General features: G+C 62.5%; 14 protein-coding genes and 3 pseudogenes. 11 read left to right on the plus strand and 6 right to left on the minus strand.

All coding sequences use genetic code 11. The features are described 5' to 3' along the window. Positions 1-6 precede the first annotated feature (6 nt). The 5 genes from JWR98_RS12465 to JWR98_RS12485 all read left to right on the plus strand — a co-directional run bounded on the left by JWR98_RS12465 (position 7) and on the right by JWR98_RS12485 (position 4,253). Positions 7-840, plus strand: coding sequence for an alpha/beta fold hydrolase (locus tag JWR98_RS12465; protein ID WP_078732735.1), 834 nt, complete (start codon positions 7-9; stop codon positions 838-840). Further along, a complete protein-coding gene (locus tag JWR98_RS12470) occupies positions 837-2,318 on the plus strand; it encodes an aldehyde dehydrogenase (RefSeq protein WP_003173328.1) in 1,482 nt (493 codons plus the stop codon). Before JWR98_RS12465 ends, JWR98_RS12470 begins: the two co-directional genes overlap by 4 nt. A gap of 12 nt (positions 2,319-2,330) precedes the next feature. Continuing rightward, positions 2,331-2,816, plus strand: a complete 486-nt coding sequence (locus JWR98_RS12475) for a flavin reductase family protein (RefSeq protein WP_003173327.1) — start codon at positions 2,331-2,333, stop codon at positions 2,814-2,816. 118 nt (positions 2,817-2,934) lie between these two features. Beyond that, positions 2,935-3,687: a GntR family transcriptional regulator gene (locus tag JWR98_RS12480; protein WP_003173326.1), complete on the plus strand. Its 753-nt coding sequence runs from the start codon at positions 2,935-2,937 to the stop codon at positions 3,685-3,687. A 2-nt stretch (positions 3,688-3,689) separates the two neighbouring features. After that, positions 3,690-4,253 carry an NUDIX hydrolase gene (locus JWR98_RS12485; RefSeq protein ID WP_003173325.1) on the plus strand — a complete coding sequence of 188 codons (564 nt, stop codon included), beginning with the start codon at positions 3,690-3,692 and terminating at the stop codon, positions 4,251-4,253. Positions 4,254-4,297: 44 nt separating this feature from the next. Here JWR98_RS12485 and JWR98_RS12490 read toward each other — a convergent pair whose 3' ends face one another. Beyond that, positions 4,298-4,591, minus strand: coding sequence for a DUF1330 domain-containing protein (locus tag JWR98_RS12490; RefSeq protein ID WP_003173324.1), 294 nt, complete (start codon positions 4,589-4,591; stop codon positions 4,298-4,300). Positions 4,592-4,660: 69 nt separating this feature from the next. Between JWR98_RS12490 and ribBA the strand changes: the two genes are divergently transcribed. From ribBA to JWR98_RS12515, 5 genes are all read left to right on the plus strand, one after another. Continuing rightward, the gene (gene ribBA / locus JWR98_RS12495) at positions 4,661-5,770 is read left to right on the plus strand and encodes a bifunctional 3,4-dihydroxy-2-butanone-4-phosphate synthase/GTP cyclohydrolase II (RefSeq protein WP_205490175.1); all 1,110 of its coding nucleotides are present in this window, start codon (positions 4,661-4,663) and stop codon (positions 5,768-5,770) included. A gap of 226 nt (positions 5,771-5,996) precedes the next feature. Next, positions 5,997-7,022 (plus strand): ABC transporter substrate-binding protein, encoded by a 1,026-nt coding sequence (locus tag JWR98_RS12500; protein WP_078732734.1) that lies wholly within the window; start codon positions 5,997-5,999, stop codon positions 7,020-7,022. After that, positions 7,019-7,936, plus strand: coding sequence for an ABC transporter permease (locus JWR98_RS12505; protein ID WP_078732733.1), 918 nt, complete (start codon positions 7,019-7,021; stop codon positions 7,934-7,936). Before JWR98_RS12500 ends, JWR98_RS12505 begins: the two co-directional genes overlap by 4 nt. A gap of 6 nt (positions 7,937-7,942) precedes the next feature. Beyond that, entirely contained in the window at positions 7,943-8,752 is an 810-nt protein-coding gene (locus JWR98_RS12510; protein ID WP_003173320.1) for an ABC transporter permease, read from the plus strand. Positions 8,753-8,769: 17 nt separating this feature from the next. After that, the gene (locus JWR98_RS12515; protein ID WP_078732732.1) at positions 8,770-9,924 is read left to right on the plus strand and encodes an ABC transporter ATP-binding protein; all 1,155 of its coding nucleotides are present in this window, start codon (positions 8,770-8,772) and stop codon (positions 9,922-9,924) included. 76 nt (positions 9,925-10,000) lie between these two features. Here the strand turns inward: JWR98_RS12515 and JWR98_RS12520 are convergent. The 5 genes and pseudogenes from JWR98_RS12520 to glnT all read right to left on the minus strand — a co-directional run bounded on the left by JWR98_RS12520 (position 10,001) and on the right by glnT (position 15,822). Next, positions 10,001-11,325: pseudogene (locus tag JWR98_RS12520) on the minus strand (ammonium transporter). 204 nt (positions 11,326-11,529) lie between these two features. Then, positions 11,530-12,857 (minus strand): annotated as a pseudogene (locus JWR98_RS12525) (FMN-binding glutamate synthase family protein). Between the two features lie 14 nt (positions 12,858-12,871). Then, positions 12,872-13,545: pseudogene (locus JWR98_RS12530) on the minus strand (protein glxC). Between the two features lie 11 nt (positions 13,546-13,556). Continuing rightward, positions 13,557-14,465 (minus strand): class II glutamine amidotransferase, encoded by a 909-nt coding sequence (locus JWR98_RS12535; RefSeq protein WP_078732727.1) that lies wholly within the window; start codon positions 14,463-14,465, stop codon positions 13,557-13,559. A gap of 22 nt (positions 14,466-14,487) precedes the next feature. Continuing rightward, positions 14,488-15,822, minus strand: coding sequence for a type III glutamate--ammonia ligase (glnT, locus tag JWR98_RS12540; protein WP_078732726.1), 1,335 nt, complete (start codon positions 15,820-15,822; stop codon positions 14,488-14,490). A gap of 281 nt (positions 15,823-16,103) precedes the next feature. On the opposite strand from glnT, the gene JWR98_RS12545 reads away from it, so the two are divergent. Beyond that, positions 16,104-16,703 carry a helix-turn-helix domain-containing protein gene (locus tag JWR98_RS12545; protein ID WP_078732725.1) on the plus strand — a complete coding sequence of 200 codons (600 nt, stop codon included), beginning with the start codon at positions 16,104-16,106 and terminating at the stop codon, positions 16,701-16,703. Positions 16,704-16,830 lie beyond the last annotated feature (127 nt).

Consider the following 16,830-nt stretch of genomic DNA (forward strand, 5'->3'; position numbering starts at 1 on the left):
CGCTCCATGATTCGGCTCACCGCTGAACACACACCGGCTGGCACCAGTTACCTGGCGACCGGCCAAGGTCAGCCTGTGGTTTTGATCCACGGCGTGGGCCTGAATAAAGAAATGTGGGGCGGCCAGGTGGTCGGCCTGGCCGCCCATTACCGCGTGATCAGCTACGACATGCTCGGTCACGGCGCCAGCCCGCGCCCGGCTTCCGGCACGCCGCTGCTCGGGTATGCCGACCAGTTGCTGGAGCTGCTCGACCACCTGCAACTGGCCAAGGCCACGGTGATCGGTTTTTCCATGGGTGGCCTGGTGGCTCGCGCGTTTGCGCTGCATTACCCGGAACGCCTGCACAGCCTGGTGGTGCTCAACAGTGTGTTCAACCGCAGCCCGGAACAACGTGAAGGGGTGATCGCGCGTACCGCCCAGGCCGCTGAACACGGCCCGGATGCGAATGCCGAAGCCGCGCTGTCACGCTGGTTCAGCCGTGAATACCAGGCGGCCAACCCGGCGCAGATCGCCGCGCTGCGCGAGACCCTGGCGGGCAACGATCCCCAGGGTTACCTCACGACTTACGAACTGTTTGCCACCCAGGACATGTACCGCGCCGATGACCTGGGCAGTATCCAGGCACCGACCCTGGTTGCCACCGGGGAACTGGACCCAGGCTCCACGCCGCAGATGGCTCGGCAACTGGCCGACCGCATTCCCGGCGCGACCGTGGCCGTGCTGCCCGAGCAACGGCATATGATGCCGGTAGAATCGCCGCGCCTGGTCAACCAGCTGCTGCTGGGTTTTCTTGAAACGGCACACTCCCAACAACACCCGATAAAGGGGATCGTGGCATGACGCTTGAACGCTTCCAGATGTGCATCGGCGGTGAATGGGTCGATGCCCTGTCCGGCAAGACCTTTGACAGCCTCAATCCGGCGCTGGCCCAGCCGTGGGCGCAACTGCCCGATGCCGACGAGGCCGATGTGGAGCGCGCCGTACAGGCCGCGCAAAACGCTTTCGAAAGCCCGGCCTGGCGCGGCCTTACCGCCACCGCACGGGGCAAATTGTTGCGTCGCCTCGGCGACCTGATCGCCGAGAACAAAGAGCATCTGGCCCAGCTGGAAAGCCGCGACAACGGCAAACTGATCCGCGAAACCCGCGGCCAGGTCAGTTACCTGCCGGAGTTTTTCCATTACACCGCAGGCCTGGCCGACAAGCTCGAAGGCGGCACCCTGCCGCTGGACAAGCCCGATCTGTTCGCCTACACCGTGCACGAAGCCATGGGCGTGGTCGCCGCGATCATTCCGTGGAACAGCCCGCTGTACCTCACCGCAATCAAACTCGCCCCGGCCCTGGCGGCGGGCAATACCATCGTGATCAAACCGTCGGAACACGCTTCGGCGACCATCCTCGAGCTGGCCCGTCTGGCCCTTGAAGCCGGGATTCCACCGGGTGTGGTCAACGTGGTCACAGGCTTTGGCCCCAGTACCGGCGCCGCCCTCACCCGCCACCCGCTGGTGCGCAAGATCGCCTTTACCGGTGGCGCGGCCACGGCCCGGCATGTGGTACGCAGCAGCGCGGAGAACTTCGCCAAGCTGTCCCTGGAACTGGGCGGCAAGTCGCCGAACATCATCTTTGCCGACGCCGACCTCGACAGCGCCATCAACGGCGCGATTGCCGGGATTTATGCCGCGTCCGGGCAAAGCTGCGTGTCCGGCTCGCGCCTGTTGGTACAGGACGAAATCTACGACGAGTTCGTCGAGCGCCTGGTCGAGCGCGCCCAACGTATCCGCATCGGCAACCCTCAGGACGACGCCAGCGAAATGGGCCCCATGGCCACCGCCCAGCAACTGGCCGTGGTCGAAGGCCTGGTCGCGGATGCCATCGCCGAAGGCGCGCGCCTGCGCACCGGTGGCAAGCGAGCGCAGAACCTCGGCGAAGGCTGGTTCTATGAGCCGACGCTGTTCGAGTGCGACCGCAACTCGATGAAGATCATGCAGGAAGAAGTGTTCGGCCCGGTGGCCTCGGTGATCCGCTTCAAGGACGAAGCCGAAGCGCTGGCCATCGCCAACGACTCGCAGTTCGGCCTTGCCGCCGGCATCTGGACCCGCGACCTCGGCCGCGCCCACCGCCTGGCGCGCGACGTGCGTTCGGGGATCATTTGGGTCAACACCTACCGTGCCGTATCGGCCATGGCGCCCATCGGCGGCTTCAAGAACAGCGGCTACGGACGCGAAAGCGGCATCGATTCGGTGCTGGCCTATACCGAGCTGAAGACGGTGTGGATCAACCTCTCCCAGGCGCCCATGCCTGATCCCTTTGTGATGCGTTAAGAGTTTACGACCATGATCGAACCCGGCATTTATAAAGACGTGATGAGTTCCTTCCCATCCGGTGTCACGGTGGTCACCACCCTCGACCCGCAGGGTGGCATCGTCGGCATTACCGCCAGCGCGTTCAGCGCGCTGTCAATCGACCCGGCGCTGGTGCTGTTCTGCCCCAACTACGCCTCGGACACCTACCCGGTGCTGCGCGACAGCAAGCGCTTTGCGATACACCTGCTGTCCGCCGACCAGACCGCCGAAGCCTATGCCTTTGCCAGCAAGGGCAAGGAAAAAGCCAAGGGTATCGAGTGGCATTTGAGCGAACTGGGCAACCCGCTGCTGGCCAAGGCCACGGCGATCATCGAATGCGAGCTGTGGCGCGAATACGATGGCGGCGACCACGCGATCATCGTCGGCGCGGTGAAGAACCTGATCCTGCCCGAGCAACCGGTCACGCCGATGATCTATCACAAGGGCAAGCTCGGCCCGCTGCCCACCCTGGCTTGAGGCGGGCCGGGGTCGAGAGGGTTTGTCGCTTCAAGAACCCGGCGTGATAAACTTGCGCATGATTTCGGCCTTTCATCGGCCCAGCCTCCAGTCAACCGCTAAATTCAGAGCAGCCCCCATGAAACGCGCGCCTCTCGACGACAGCTTCAAGGTCAATCACAACCCGGTCACCCTGCGCGAAATCGTGTTGGAAAAACTGCGCAGCGCCATCATGAACTTTCAGCTCCTGCCCGGTGATCGCCTGGTGGAACGCGACCTGTGCGACCGCCTGGGCGTCAGCCGTACCTCGGTGCGCGAAGCGCTGCGTCACCTGGAATCCGAAGGCCTGGTGGAATTCGCCGATGCCAAGGGCCCGCAGGTGGCAATCATCACCCTGGCCGATGCCGTCGACATTTATGAACTGCGCTGCGTGCTTGAAGGCTTGATCGTGCAGCTGTTCACCCTGCGCGCCAAGGCCAAGGACATCAAGGCCCTGGAAAAAGCCCTGGAAGAAAACCGCAAGGCCCTCAAGGACGGTGAACTGCAACAGGTCATCGACTCGGTCCAGGGTTTCTACGACGTATTGCTCGAAGGGTCGGGCAACCACGTCGCGGCCACCCAGTTGCGCCAGTTGCAGGCTCGTATCAGCTACCTGCGCGCCACCTCGGTGTCCCAGGAAAACCGTCGCGGCACCAGCAACCAGGAAATGGAACGCATGGTCCAGGCGATCAAGAGCGGCGATCCGCTGGCGGCACACCAGGCCTGCGTCGACCACGTACGCGCCGCCGCCGCCGTGGCTCTGGATTACCTCAAGCGCAAACAGGAAGAAACCGGGAAAGTTCCGGAAATCACCCTGCCCATCGCACTCAAAGAACCGCGCATAGGCCACTGACCATGCCCAGCCCGCGTTTTTGCCCGACCTGCGGCGGCAGTGACCTCGGTCACCAGCTGCCACCGGGCGATACCCATGAGCGCCTGATGTGCCGAGGCTGCGGCTATATCCACTACATCAACCCCAAGATCATCGCCGGCTGCATCATCGAGCAGGACGGCAAATACCTGCTGTGCCAGCGCGCAATCCCGCCGCGCCCCGGCACCTGGACGCTCCCCGCCGGTTTCATGGAAGGTGGCGAAACCACCGAACAGGCGGCGCTGCGCGAAGTCTGGGAAGAAAGCGGCGTACGCGCCGAGATCGTGTCGCCCTACTCCATCTTCAGCGTGCCCAGGATCAGCGAGGTGTACATCATCTTCCGCGCCATCGCGCTGGAGATCACCGGCGAGTTCGGGCCGGAGACGTTGGACTATAAATTCTTCGCACCCGAGGACATTCCCTGGGACAGCATCTACTACCCGGCGATCCGGCAGATCCTCGAACGGTATATCGAAGAGCGCCAGGCTGGGGTGTATGGCATCTATATCGGCAATGACGACAGCGGCAAGATCCATTTCATCCGCTGACCTCAAGCCCCCTCCCACATCTGGACCACTGTTTGGCTTGATACCTAGAGCGCCAGCCCTTCCACGATGATGATCTGCGCCACCCCCGCTCCCTCCCGGTGCCCCTTCGCCTCCTGATATTCGGCAGACTCGTAGCACGCCACCGCCTGCTCATAACTCTCAAACTCAATCACCACATTACGCTGCCGTGCCGGCCCACCTTCCATCGCCTCACTGCGCCCGCCCCTGGCCAGAAAGCGTCCGCCGAACTTCGCAAACGCCGCCGGCGCGCGCTGGGTGTACTGCGTGTACTGCTCTGCATCGGACACATCTACATGGGCAATCCAATAGGCCTTCATCGGTACATCCTCTTGTTTAGAATTTGTGGTATACCATAATACATACAACCAACAAATCGAGCACTCTCCATGTCCTTCAACAGCATCGCAGACATCATCGAAGACTACCGCCAAGGCAAGATGGTGCTCCTGGTGGACGACGAAGACCGGGAAAACGAAGGCGACCTGTTGTTGCCCGCCGCCTGCTGCACCGCCGAGACTATCAGCTTCATGGCCCGTGAAGCCCGTGGTCTGATCTGCCTGACACTCACCGACGAGCACTGCCGCCGCCTCGGCCTGGAACAGATGGTGCCCAGCAACGGCAGCGTGTTCAGTACCGCGTTTACCGTGTCCATCGAAGCCGCCAGCGGGGTGACCACGGGTATCTCCGCCGCCGACCGCGCGCGCACTGTGGCCGCAGCTGTCGCCAGCAACGCAGGGCCGGCCGATATTGTGCAACCGGGGCATATCTTCCCGTTGCGCGCCAAGGACGGCGGCGTGCTCACCCGCGCCGGCCACACCGAAGCCGGTTGCGACCTGGCGCGCCTGGCCGGGCATACACCGGCGTCGGTGATCGTCGAAGTGATGAACGATGACGGCACCATGGCGCGCCGACCGGACCTGGAAGTGTTCGCGCGCAGGCATGGCATCAAGATCGGCACCATCGCCGACCTTATCCACTATCGCCTTAGCACCGAACGCACCGTGCAGCGCATCGGCGAGCGCGACCTGCCGACGGTGCATGGCACGTTCCGCCTGATCACCTTCGAAGACCGCATCGACGGCGGCGTGCACATGGCGATGGTCATGGGCCAGCCGCGCCGTGACGAACCGACCCTGGTGCGCGTGCATGTGATCGACCCGCTGCGCGACCTGGTGGGCGCCGAGTACAGCGGCCCGTCGAACTGGACACTGTGGGCCGCCTTGCAACGCGTGGCGGCCGAAGGCAGTGGCGTGGTGGTGGTGCTGGCCAATCATGAATCATCCCAGGCCCTGCTGGAGCGCGTGCCGCAACTGACCCAGGCGCCGCGCCAGTTCAACCGCTCGCAATCGCGGATTTATTCCGAAGTAGGCACCGGGGCGCAGATATTGCAGGACCTTGGTGTCGGCAAACTGCGTCACCTCGGCCCGCCGCTCAAATATGCCGGGCTTACCGGCTACGATCTAGAGGTGGTGGAGAGCATCCCCTTTACCGAATGACGGATAACCGGTAAGGCAAAATGCTTGCACAAAGCTTGGAATACCATAATATGATATTCCATAGACCGAACGCTTTCGCCAAGTGCACCCGCCAGGGAAAGCACCCACAACAGCCCTTGGCACGGTCGCCTTTTGGGGTATCGAGTAGACGCCCCGACAGACCTACTGCTCCCGATAGGCGGGCATTACCAGCCCGCTCAATAACAAAACAAATGAGGGCGTGAAAATGGTGTTGAACAAACGTGTTACCGCAGTGTTGTTCGCGGGCTTGTTGGCCACGGCCACTCACGCGGCCATGGCGGCCGAAAGCGTCAATTTCGTGAGCTGGGGCGGTAGCACCCAGGATGCGCAGAAGCAGGCGTGGGCTGACCCGTTCAGCAAGGCCAGCGGTATCACCGTAGTGCAGGATGGCCCGACCGACTACGGCAAGCTCAAGGCCATGGTCGAAAGCGGCAACGTGCAGTGGGACGTGGTGGATGTGGAGGCCGACTTCGCCTTGCGCGCCGCCGCCGAAGGCCTGCTCGAACCCCTCGACTTCTCGGTGATCCAACGCGACAAGATCGACCCGCGTTTCGTCTCCGACCATGGCGTGGGTTCATTCTTCTTCTCCTTCGTGCTCGGCTACAACGAAGGCAAGCTCGGCGCCGGCAAACCGCAGGACTGGACCGCGCTGTTCGACACCAAAACCTACCCCGGCAAACGCGCCCTTTACAAATGGCCCAGCCCTGGCGTGCTCGAGTTGGCATTGCTGGCCGATGGCGTCCCCGCCGACAAGCTCTACCCGCTGGACCTGGACCGCGCCTTCAAGAAACTCGACACGATCAAGAAAGACATCGTCTGGTGGGGCGGCGGCGCGCAGTCGCAGCAGCTGTTGGCCTCGGGTGAGGTCAGCATGGGCCAGTTCTGGAACGGCCGCATTCACGCGCTCCAGGAAGACGGCGCGCCGGTCGGCGTAAGCTGGAAGCAGAACCTGGTCATGGCTGACATCCTTGTTGTGCCAAAAGGCAGCAAGAACAAAGCCGCCGCCATGAAGTTCCTGGCCAACGCCAGCAGCGCCAAGGGCCAGGCCGATTTCTCCAACCTGACAGCCTATGCACCGGTCAACATCGACAGCGTGCAACGCCTGGACTCGGTCCTCGCGCCCAACCTGCCGACGGCGTACGTCAACGACCAGATCACCCTCGATTTCGCCTACTGGGCCAAGAACGGTCCGGCCATTGCAACACGGTGGAATGAATGGCTAGTCAAATGAAAATGACGGCAACCACACCGACCGGGAGCGCCCTCGGCGCTGCCGGCGCGGTACCGGGTAACGCCAACTCGCCGTCCCTGGCACAACGCTGGCGGGGGTCGAGCAACCTGATCCCGGCCCTGCTGTTCCTGGGCTTGTTCTTTCTCGCACCGCTGATCGGCCTGTTGCTGCGCGGCGTGCTGGAACCCACGCCGGGCCTGGGCAACTATGAACAGCTGTTCGCCAACTCGGCCTATGCACGGGTGCTGCTCAACACCTTTTCGGTGGCGGGCCTGGTGACCTTGTTCAGCCTGTTGCTGGGCTTCCCGCTGGCTTGGGCGATTACCCTGGTGCCACGCGGTTGGGGCCGCTGGATGCTGAGCATCGTGCTGTTGTCGATGTGGACCAGCTTGCTGGCCCGCACCTATTCCTGGCTGGTCTTGCTGCAAGCATCCGGGGTGATCAACAAGGCGCTGATGGCCATGGGCATCATCGATCAGCCGCTGGAGATGGTGCACAACCTCACCGGCGTGGTGATCGGCATGAGCTACATCATGATTCCGTTCATTGTGCTGCCGTTGCAGGCGACCATGCAGGCCATCGACCCGATGATTCTGCAGGCCGGCTCGATCTGTGGCGCCAGCCCCTGGACCAACTTCTTCCGCGTCTTCCTGCCGCTGTGTCGGCCGGGGCTGTTTTCCGGCGGCTTGATGGTGTTTGTGATGTCCCTCGGTTACTACGTCACCCCGGCACTGCTCGGCGGTGCGCAGAACATGATGCTGCCCGAGTTCATCATCCAGCAGGTGCAGTCGTTCCTCAATTGGGGCCTGGCCAGCGCCGGCGCCGCGTTGCTGATCGTCATCACGCTGGTGCTGTTCTACTTCTACCTGAAGCTTCAGCCGGAATCCCCGGTTGGCGCCAGCAACGCGAGGTAAGCCATCATGCTCCTGACCCCCAACGCCATGAGCCGCAGGATGCGCCTGGGCCTCTATACCACCACCGGCGTGATCGGTCTGTTCCTGCTGTTGCCGATCGTATTTATCGTGCTGCTGTCCTTCGGCTCGTCGCAATGGCTGGTGTTCCCGCCGCCCGGCTGGACGCTCAAATGGTACGGCCAGTTTTTTTCCAACCCCGATTGGATGAACGCCGCCATGGCCAGCCTCAAGGTCGCGGTCCTGACCACGGTGTTTGCCGTCGCCCTCGGCCTGCCCACTGCGTTTGCCCTGGTGCGCGGGCGCTTTCCTGGCCGCGAGCTGCTCTACGGCCTGTTCACCCTGCCGATGATCGTGCCGCTGGTGATCATCGCGGTGGCGGTGTATGCACTATTCCTCAAGCTCGGCTACACCGGCACGATGTTCGCCTTTGTGGTCAGCCATGTGATCGTCGCGCTGCCGTTCACCATCATCTCGATCATCAACTCGCTGAAGCTGTTCGACCAGTCGATTGAAGACGCGGCGGTGATCTGCGGCGCCTCGCGCTTGCAGGCGGTGTTCAAGGTGACCTTCCCGGCCATTCGCCCCGGCATGGTAGCCGGTGCGCTGTTTGCCTTTCTTGTCTCGTGGGACGAGGTCGTGCTCAGCGTGATGATGGCCAGCCCGACCCTGCAAACCCTTCCCGTAAAAATGTGGACCACCCTGCGCCAGGACCTGACGCCTGTGATCGCCGTCGCCTCGACGCTGCTGATCGGCCTGTCGGTACTGGTCATGGTGATTGCCGCCGCCGTTCGCCGGCGCACCGAAACCCGCGCTTGAGCGCCGAGGATTAAGACATGAGTGCAGTGATCAAAGACCCCGCGCAAACCCCTGGCCAAAGCCTGGTGAGCCTGCGCAACCTGAACAAGTTCTATGGCGAATTTGCTGCCGTGGATAACATCTCGCTGGACATCAAGGACGGCGAATTCCTGACCTTTCTCGGTTCCAGCGGCTCGGGCAAAAGCACCACCTTGTCGATGCTCGCCGGCTTTGAAACGCCGAGCAGCGGCGAGATCCTCGTGGGCGGCCAATCCCTGGTCAACGTACCGCCGCACAAACGCGACATCGGTATGGTGTTCCAGCGTTACTCGCTGTTCCCGCATTTGTCGGTGCGCGACAACATCGCCTTCCCTCTGGCGATCCGCAAACTGGCCAGCGCCGAACGCGAAAAACGCGTCGATGCCATGCTCAAGCTGGTGCAGCTGGAACCCTTCGCCCACCGCCGCCCTTCGCAATTGTCTGGCGGCCAGCAGCAACGGGTCGCCATCGCCCGCGCGCTGGTGTACGAGCCACGCATCCTGCTGATGGACGAACCCCTCGGAGCCCTCGACAAAAAGCTGCGTGAAGACTTGCAGGACGAACTGCGCCAGTTGCACCGGCGCCTGGGCATCACCATCGTTTACGTCACCCACGACCAGGAAGAAGCCATGCGCCTGTCCCAGCGCATCGCGATTTTCAGCCACGGCAAGATCGTCGGCCTGGGCAGCGGCTTCGACTTGTACCAGAACCCGCCGAACGCGTTCGTGGCGTCGTTCCTCGGCAACTCCAACTTCCTCAAGCTCAAGGCCCAGGGCAATGCGGTGGCGTCGTTCGAAGGCCAGTCGCTGTCGATCCGCCTGACCACCGGGCTGCACACCGAGCAAGACGTACTGCTGATGGTACGCCCGGAAAAAGCCCTGGCGCTGAGCATCGAACAGGCCGCCGAGCAACCGTTGGTGGCTGGCTGGAATGAAGTGTCGGCGATTGTGGGTGAAGTGCTGTTTCTTGGTGAAAGCCAGACCTGCACGGTGAAAACCCTCGGTGGCACCTCGATGACGGTCAAGGCACTGTCCGCTGCCGGCATGCCGCTCAAGGCCGGCGACCCGGTGCGCGTGCGCTGGGCGACGGCGGATGCGTGTGTGTATACCGAGTGGGTGGAGAGTGATTTGAACAAGGCGGCCGGGGCGCATTGAGCTTCCCATGTCGAGATCAATGTGGAAGGGGCTTGCCCCCTCCCACATTTTTAGCTGCATTCATCCAGTCGAACGATCAGTGGTTGTAGGCCCGCTCGTTATGCTCGGCCAGGTCCAACCCCATGTCTTCAACCGATTCATGCGCACGCAGGCCGACCAGGGCGTTGACCACCTTGAGGATGATCCAGCTGATCACGAAGCAGTACACCGTGGTCAGCAACACGCCTTTGATCTGGGCCACCACTTGGGCGCCCATGGTCACGCCTTCCACCAGGCCGCCCATGGACGGTACGCAGAACACACCGGTCAACACTGCACCGATCATGCCGCCGATGCCGTGCAGGCCGAACACGTCGAGGCTGTCGTCGTAGCCGAAGCGGCGCTTGAGCACCGTCACGCTCAAGTAGCAGAACACCCCGCACAGCAAGCCGATAGCCAACGCACCGCCGACGCCGACATACGCGCACGCCGGGGTGATGCCCACCAGACCGGCCAACGCGCCGCTGGCCAGGCCCAAGGCGCTCGGCTTGCCGACCTTGAACCACTCGGTGAACATCCAGCCCAGAATCCCGGCGCACGCACCAGCTGGGTGTTGAGCATGACAATCCCTGAGGTACCGTTGAGGCCGCCACCGGAGCCGATATTGAAGCCGAACCAACCCACCCACAGCATGGCCGCGCCGGCCATGGTCAGGCTGAGGTTATGCGCCGGCATCGGCGTGTTCTGGTAGCCCTTGCGCTTGCCGAGGATCAGGCACGCGGCGAGCGCAGCCACACCGGCATTGATGTGCACGGCGGTGCCGCCGGCAAAATCGAGCACACCCCAGTTATGCATCAAGGCCCCTGAACCGCCCCACACCATGTGCGCCACCGGGGCATACACCAGGGTGAACCAGAGGGCCATGAACCACAGCGCCGCCGAAAACTTCATGCGTTCGGCAAACGCCCCGGCGATCAGCGCCGGCGTGATGATCGCGAAGGTCATCTGGAAGGTCACGAACACCCCTTCCGGAATATCCCCCACCAGGCTCTCGGGGGTCATCCCGGCCAGAAAGGCGCGACTCAGCCCGCCGACAAAACTGTTGAAGGTCACCTGCCCCTCGACCATGCCGGTGGTGTCGACCACCATGCTGTAGCCGTAGATCACCCACAGCACGCCCACCAACCCGGCGATACCAAAGCACTGGGTGAACAGCGAGAGCATGTTTTTCGCGCGGACCAGTCCGCCATAGAACAACGCAAGCCCCGGCAAGCACATGAACAGCACGAGCACGGCGGCGGTGACCATCCAGGCGGTGCTGCCGGTGTTCAAGGTGGGTGCATCGGCCGCCTGCGCCAGCGGTGCAAACGCACTGGCGACCAATAGGCCGAAAAGAGATTTGCCGACAAGACGATTGACCATGTTCAAAGCTCCTGCAAAAGAAATGGGATGTGCCTGGCAGTGAGCAGTAGTTGTGTGGAGAGCCTCTTGGCGGGCTCCTTGATTTGCATGTTTGTCATGGGAGGGAGCTTGCTTGCGCTGGGGTGTGAAGCAGCCCTAAAAAGCCGGCTCCAGCTGCGCTGTCGAACGGGAGCAAGCTGCCTCGCCACAGGTTCTGCTCCTGCCTCAGTAACCGCTACCGGAACCCGGCACCCAGCTGGTCCCCGCCAACGGCACCCGGGCCATGGCGGCCGATTCCACGGTCAGCGCGACCAGGTCCTCGGGGTCGAGGTTGTGCAGGTGCGATTTGCCGCATGCACGCGCCATGGTCTGCGCCTCCAGTACCATCACCCGCAGGTAATTGGCCAGGCGTCGCCCGCCTTCCACCGGGTCCAGCCGTTTGGACAGCTCCGGGTCCTGGGTGGTGATCCCGGCCGGTCGCGGCCGTTCTGCCAGTCGTCGTAGAAGCCGGCGGCCGAGCCGATTTTTTTCAGCTCCGCATCCAGCCGTGGGTGGTTGTCACCCAGGGCAATCAGCGCGGCCGTGCCGATGGCCACCGCATCGGCGCCCATCGCCATGGCCTTGGCCACGTCGGCACCATTGCGAATCCCGCCCGATACGATCAACTGGACCTTGCGGTGCATGCCCATCTCCTGCAAAGCCTGTACCGCTTGGGGGATGGCCGACAAAATCGGGATGCCGACGTGCTCGATAAACACTTCCTGGGTCGCTGCGGTGCCGCCTTGCATGCCGTCGAGCACGATCACATCGGCCCCCGCCTTGACCGCCAGCTTCACGTCGTAATACGGCCGGCTGGCGCCGATCTTCACGTAGATCGGTTTTTCCCAATCGGTGATTTCGCGCAGCTCGGCAATCTTGATTGCCAGGTCATCGGGGCCGGTCCAGTCCGGGTGGCGGCAGGCGCTGCGCTGGTCCACACCGATAGGCAAGGTGCGCATGCCGGCCACGCGCTCGGTGACCTTCATGCCCAGCAACATGCCGCCGCCACCGGGCTTGGCGCCCTGGCCGAGAACAATCTCGATGGCATCGGCCTTGCGCAAATCATCCGGGTTCATGCCGTAGCGCGACGGCAGGTACTGGTACACCAGGTGCTGGGATTGGCCGCGTTCTTCCGGGGTCATGCCGCCGTCACCGGTGGTGGTACTGGTGCCGGCGATGGTCGCTCCGCGGCCCAGGGCTTCCTTGGCATTGGCCGACAACGCGCCGAAACTCATGCCGGCGATGGTCACCGGAATCTTCAAATGGATCGGCTTCTTGGCGAAGCGGTTGCCGAGGATCACGTCGGTGCCGCACTTCTCGCGATAGCCTTCCAGCGGGTAACGCGACACGCTGGCGCCGAGCAGCAGCAAGTCATCGAAGTGCGGCAGCTTGCGCTTGGTGCCGCCACCGCGAATGTCGTAGATGCCGGTTTCGGCGGCGCGCTGGATTTCCTGGATAGTCAGGCGGTCGAAGGTCGCCGACTCGCGCAGGACCGGAGGGGTTTGTTCAGTCATGGTGGAGCTCCTGATCAGTACGCGCAGGCGTTGTCGACTTTGAAGTTGTAGAGTTGGCGGGCCGAACCGTAGCGCTTGAAGTCCGCCGCCTGATGGGCAAATCCGGCGCGATCCAGCAGTTCCTGCAGCTCTTGCAGGTGCTCATTGCGCATCTCTTTTTCGACACAGTCCGAGCCCAGGGACTCCACCGTGCCTTTGACATAGATATGGGTTTCATACAGCGAATCGCCCAACGCATCGCCGGCGTCGCCGCACACCACCAGACGCCCGGCCTGGCCCATGAAGCAGCTCATATGGCCGATGCTGCCGCCGACGACGATGTCGATGCCCTTCATGGAGATCCCGCAACGGCGCCCGCGTCGCCCTCGATCACCAGCAAACCACCATGGGCCGTCGCCCCGGCAGCCTGGGACGCGCTGCCTTTGACGCGCACCGAGCCGGACATCATGTTCTCGGCGCAGCCCACGCCGACGTTGCCGTGCACAGTGATCGACGCCTGCTGGTTCATGCCCGCGCAGTAGTAACCGGCGTGGCCCTCGATATCGATGGACACCGGCTGGTTCACCCCGACGGCGAGGTTGTGCTTGCCGTTGGAATGGGTGACGCGCCATTCGTTGTCGAGTACCGGCGCATGCAGCGCCTGGTTGAGGTCACGCACGGTGGCGGTGGAAAGATCGATGGTTTTCATGTGTGCGCTCCTTAAGCGGCTGTCTCGCGTTCCCAGATGTACAACGTGGCCGGGGCGGGCTCCCAGATCCGCGCGTTCTCGATGCCCGGCAGACTCGACAGCGCCTGGTACTCCGAGGCCATGGCCACGTAGTCGTCGGTCTCGGCGAGGATCGCCGGCTTGCAGGCAATCGGGTCGCGGATCACCGCAAAACCGTTGCGCGTGCCGATGGCAAAGGTGAAGAAGCCGTCGAGGTCTTCCAGGGAGTGGTCCAGCGCCTCTTTGAGCGAGTCGCCCTGTTGCAAACGCCAGGTCAGGTAGCCGGCGGCGACTTCGGTGTCGTTGTCGGTTTCGAACTGAATGCCTTCGCGCTTGAGCTCCTGGCGCAAGCGGAAGTGGTTGGACAGCGAGCCGTTGTGCACCAGGCACAGGTCGGCGCCGGTGGAAAACGGGTGGCTGCCTTCCATGGTCACCGCGCTTTCGGTGGCCATGCGGGTGTGGCCGATAATGTGGCTGCCCTGCATGCTGGCCAGGCCGAAACGCTGGGAAATGTCCTCAGGCAGGCCCATGCCCTTGAGGATTTCGATGCTCCGTCCGGCGCTCATGATGCGCACGCTCGGCGCCAGTTCGGCCAGTGCCAGGCGCACCGGGGCTTCGTCGGCGTGGATCTTCAGCACAGCGGCACTGGCGTTCTGGAACCAGTCCAGCGAACAACCCAGACGCCCTTCCAGCGCGCCCATCAAAGCGTTCCAATCGAAGGCGTCGGTGGTGGCTTGCAGGGTCAGCTTGACCCAACCATCGGCGACTTCATCGCCGTAGATGGCAAACCCCGCACTGTCCGGGCCACGGTCAGTCATGGCGTGCAGCATGGGTTCAAACAACTTGCCGAGCTGGGGTTCCAGCCGCGGATTCTTCAGGTACAGGCCTACGATTCCACACATAACAAGTCTCCGTCACACGGTGTCAGAAAAATTCGGTGTAGCGCTGGATTTCCCAGTCGCTCACATGGCGGCTGTATTCCACCCACTCCATGCGCTTGAGCTTGATGAACTCGCCCACGATCTGCGGCCCCAGCACCTCGGCGAACAACGCGTCGGCTTCCAGCGCGTCGCAGGCTTCCTTCAGCGATTGCGGCAGAGTCTTGATGCCGCGCTCGGCGATCTGCTCCAGGCTCAGGCTGTAGAGGTTTTCGTTGCAGACATGGTCGATTTCCAACTGCCGATCGATGCCGTCCAGGCCCGCCGCGATGATCGCGGCGCTGACCAGATACGGGTTGCAACCGGCGTCCGGCAGGCGGAACTCCAGGCGGCCGTAAGGCACGCGCACCATGGCCGAACGGTTGTTGGCGCCAAACGCAATGAAGGCAGGCGCCCACGTCGCGCCGGACAACGAATTGCCCACCACCAGGCGCTTATAGGAGTTGACTGTGGGCGCGGCGAACGCACACAGCGCCGGGCCATGGGCGAGCAGGCCGGCGGCGAAGTGATAGGCCAGTTTCGACAGGCCCATGCCGCTCGGGTCGCTGGCGTCATGGAACAGGTTTTTGTTATCAAAGCTGCTGATCGACAGGTGAAAGTGCATGCCGTTGCCGGCGCGTTTCGGGTCGGGCTTGGGCATGAAGGAACAGATCATGCCCAGTTCATTGGCGATCTCGCCGGCGGCCATGCGAAAGAAGGTGAAACGGTCGGCCGAGGTCAAGGCATCGCTGTAGGTGTAGTTGATCTCGAACTGGCCGTTGGCGTCTTCGTGGTCGATTTGATAGACCTCGAAATCCACTGCCTGCAAGGCTTCGGTCAGGCGCTCGAGGAACACTCGCGAACGCGACAGGCCCTTGTAGTCGTAGCAGGGCTTGTCGAGGTTGTCGCTGGGGTCGACCAGTTGCAACGCGCCTCGCTCGTCGCGGCGCATCAGGTTGAACTCGGGCTCCAGGCCGGTGTTCAGCGTCCAGCCCTTGTCCTGCAGGCGCTGCACCTGCTGTTGCAACACGTAGCGGCTGTCGTAGGGATGAGGCTTGCCGTCGACATGGCCGACGCACACCACCCGGCCGTACCCCGGCTGCCACGGCACCGGGGTCAATGTCGACAGATCGCCACGCGCCATGAAGTCCGGACCATGGGGCTCCATGCCCATGCCGCTGATGGCGAACCCGGCAAACCCCGCGCCCTCTTCGGCCACCGTCTTGAGCCCGCAGATGGGCACCGACTTGGTCTTGGCCGCACCGTGTATATCCACAAACTGCGCAAGCACGTACTTGATCCCGTGCTTGTCGATGATGCGCTGGGTTTCTGCTGGCAACATTGCGTGACACTCCTCGCGAAAGGCAAAACAGTGTGGAGGGGCTTGACCGTCTTTTTATTCCTAAAAAGAAAGTTAGTTTCTCTACAGGAATGCAATAGCCTTGCCAGCTTCGCGAATGGCACATCGACGTGCCGGAGAAAGCGCTTTTGTGCTGTATATATGGGAAAATTCTTTTCCCTGTGGGAATACGCAGCCAGGAACGGCCATCAAGAGCCATCACTTGCACTTTCCCAGTGCGAAATTAATATTACTGAACGGAAACCGTGCAGGATCTGATGACTATGTCCACCGAAACCGCCCCCCGCCTCAAGCTCGAGCAATACCTGGGTTTGCAGATCAAGCGCCAGCGCCAGGCCCAGGATCTCAAGCTGTCCGACGTTGCCAAGATTGCCGACATCAGCCAGGGCATGTTGAGCAAGATTGAAAACGCCCAGGTCTCTACCAGTCTGGATACCCTGAGCCGCTTATGTGATGTGCTTGGGCTGCCTCTGTCCAAGTTGTTCAGTGAATATGACCAGCAGGACGGCAGCGCCCTGTTGGTCAAGGGTGACCAGGGCATGGAAGTGGTGCGCCGGGGAACCGAGAAGGGCCATACCTACCACCTGCTCAACCATACGCGCGGGCCGAAGAAGAGTTTCGAGGCGTACATGGTGAGCATGGATGATGCGAGCGAGGAGTTTCCGACGTTCTCCCACCCCGGCACCGAGTTTCTGCATTTGCTGGAGGGTGAGTTGATTTACCGGCATGGCAATCAGCTGTATCGCATGGAAGCTGGCGACAGCCTGACCTTTGAAGGCGAGATTCCCCATGGGCCTGAGCAGTTGGTGCAGGTGCCGATTCGGTTGTTGTCGATCATGAATTATGGGGGGGACAAGGAGTAATCCGCGACTCGATACAGCTGAAGCACAAAGGTCCAAATGTGGGAGGGGCTTACTCCCTCCCCTATTTCCAACCGCGTTCGAGCTGTCCGCTCGTAGCGGTAAAAATTCCTCTCAGTTAAAAAACTTT

Origin of the sequence: Pseudomonas lactucae, assembly GCF_016937615.1 — a bacterium.
GTDB classification, from domain to species: Bacteria; Pseudomonadota; Gammaproteobacteria; order Pseudomonadales; family Pseudomonadaceae; genus Aquipseudomonas; species Aquipseudomonas lactucae.

What these genes read in the sequence shown, in the direction of transcription:
- JWR98_RS12505 (WP_078732733.1), top strand. Translation starts at nt 7,019, where the DNA reads ATGAAAATGACGGCAACCACACCGACCGGGAGCGCCCTCGGCGCTGCC.
- JWR98_RS12490 (WP_003173324.1), bottom strand. Translation starts at nt 4,591, where the DNA reads ATGAAGGCCTATTGGATTGCCCATGTAGATGTGTCCGATGCAGAGCAG.
- JWR98_RS12465 (WP_078732735.1), top strand. Translation starts at nt 7, where the DNA reads ATGATTCGGCTCACCGCTGAACACACACCGGCTGGCACCAGTTACCTG.
- glnT (WP_078732726.1), bottom strand. Translation starts at nt 15,822, where the DNA reads ATGTTGCCAGCAGAAACCCAGCGCATCATCGACAAGCACGGGATCAAG.
- JWR98_RS12485 (WP_003173325.1), top strand. Translation starts at nt 3,690, where the DNA reads ATGCCCAGCCCGCGTTTTTGCCCGACCTGCGGCGGCAGTGACCTCGGT.
- JWR98_RS12470 (WP_003173328.1), top strand. Translation starts at nt 837, where the DNA reads ATGACGCTTGAACGCTTCCAGATGTGCATCGGCGGTGAATGGGTCGAT.
- JWR98_RS12515 (WP_078732732.1), top strand. Translation starts at nt 8,770, where the DNA reads ATGAGTGCAGTGATCAAAGACCCCGCGCAAACCCCTGGCCAAAGCCTG.
- JWR98_RS12545 (WP_078732725.1), top strand. Translation starts at nt 16,104, where the DNA reads ATGTCCACCGAAACCGCCCCCCGCCTCAAGCTCGAGCAATACCTGGGT.
- JWR98_RS12510 (WP_003173320.1), top strand. Translation starts at nt 7,943, where the DNA reads ATGCTCCTGACCCCCAACGCCATGAGCCGCAGGATGCGCCTGGGCCTC.
- JWR98_RS12535 (WP_078732727.1), bottom strand. Translation starts at nt 14,465, where the DNA reads ATGTGTGGAATCGTAGGCCTGTACCTGAAGAATCCGCGGCTGGAACCC.
- JWR98_RS12500 (WP_078732734.1), top strand. Translation starts at nt 5,997, where the DNA reads ATGGTGTTGAACAAACGTGTTACCGCAGTGTTGTTCGCGGGCTTGTTG.
- JWR98_RS12480 (WP_003173326.1), top strand. Translation starts at nt 2,935, where the DNA reads ATGAAACGCGCGCCTCTCGACGACAGCTTCAAGGTCAATCACAACCCG.
- ribBA (WP_205490175.1), top strand. Translation starts at nt 4,661, where the DNA reads ATGTCCTTCAACAGCATCGCAGACATCATCGAAGACTACCGCCAAGGC.
- JWR98_RS12475 (WP_003173327.1), top strand. Translation starts at nt 2,331, where the DNA reads ATGATCGAACCCGGCATTTATAAAGACGTGATGAGTTCCTTCCCATCC.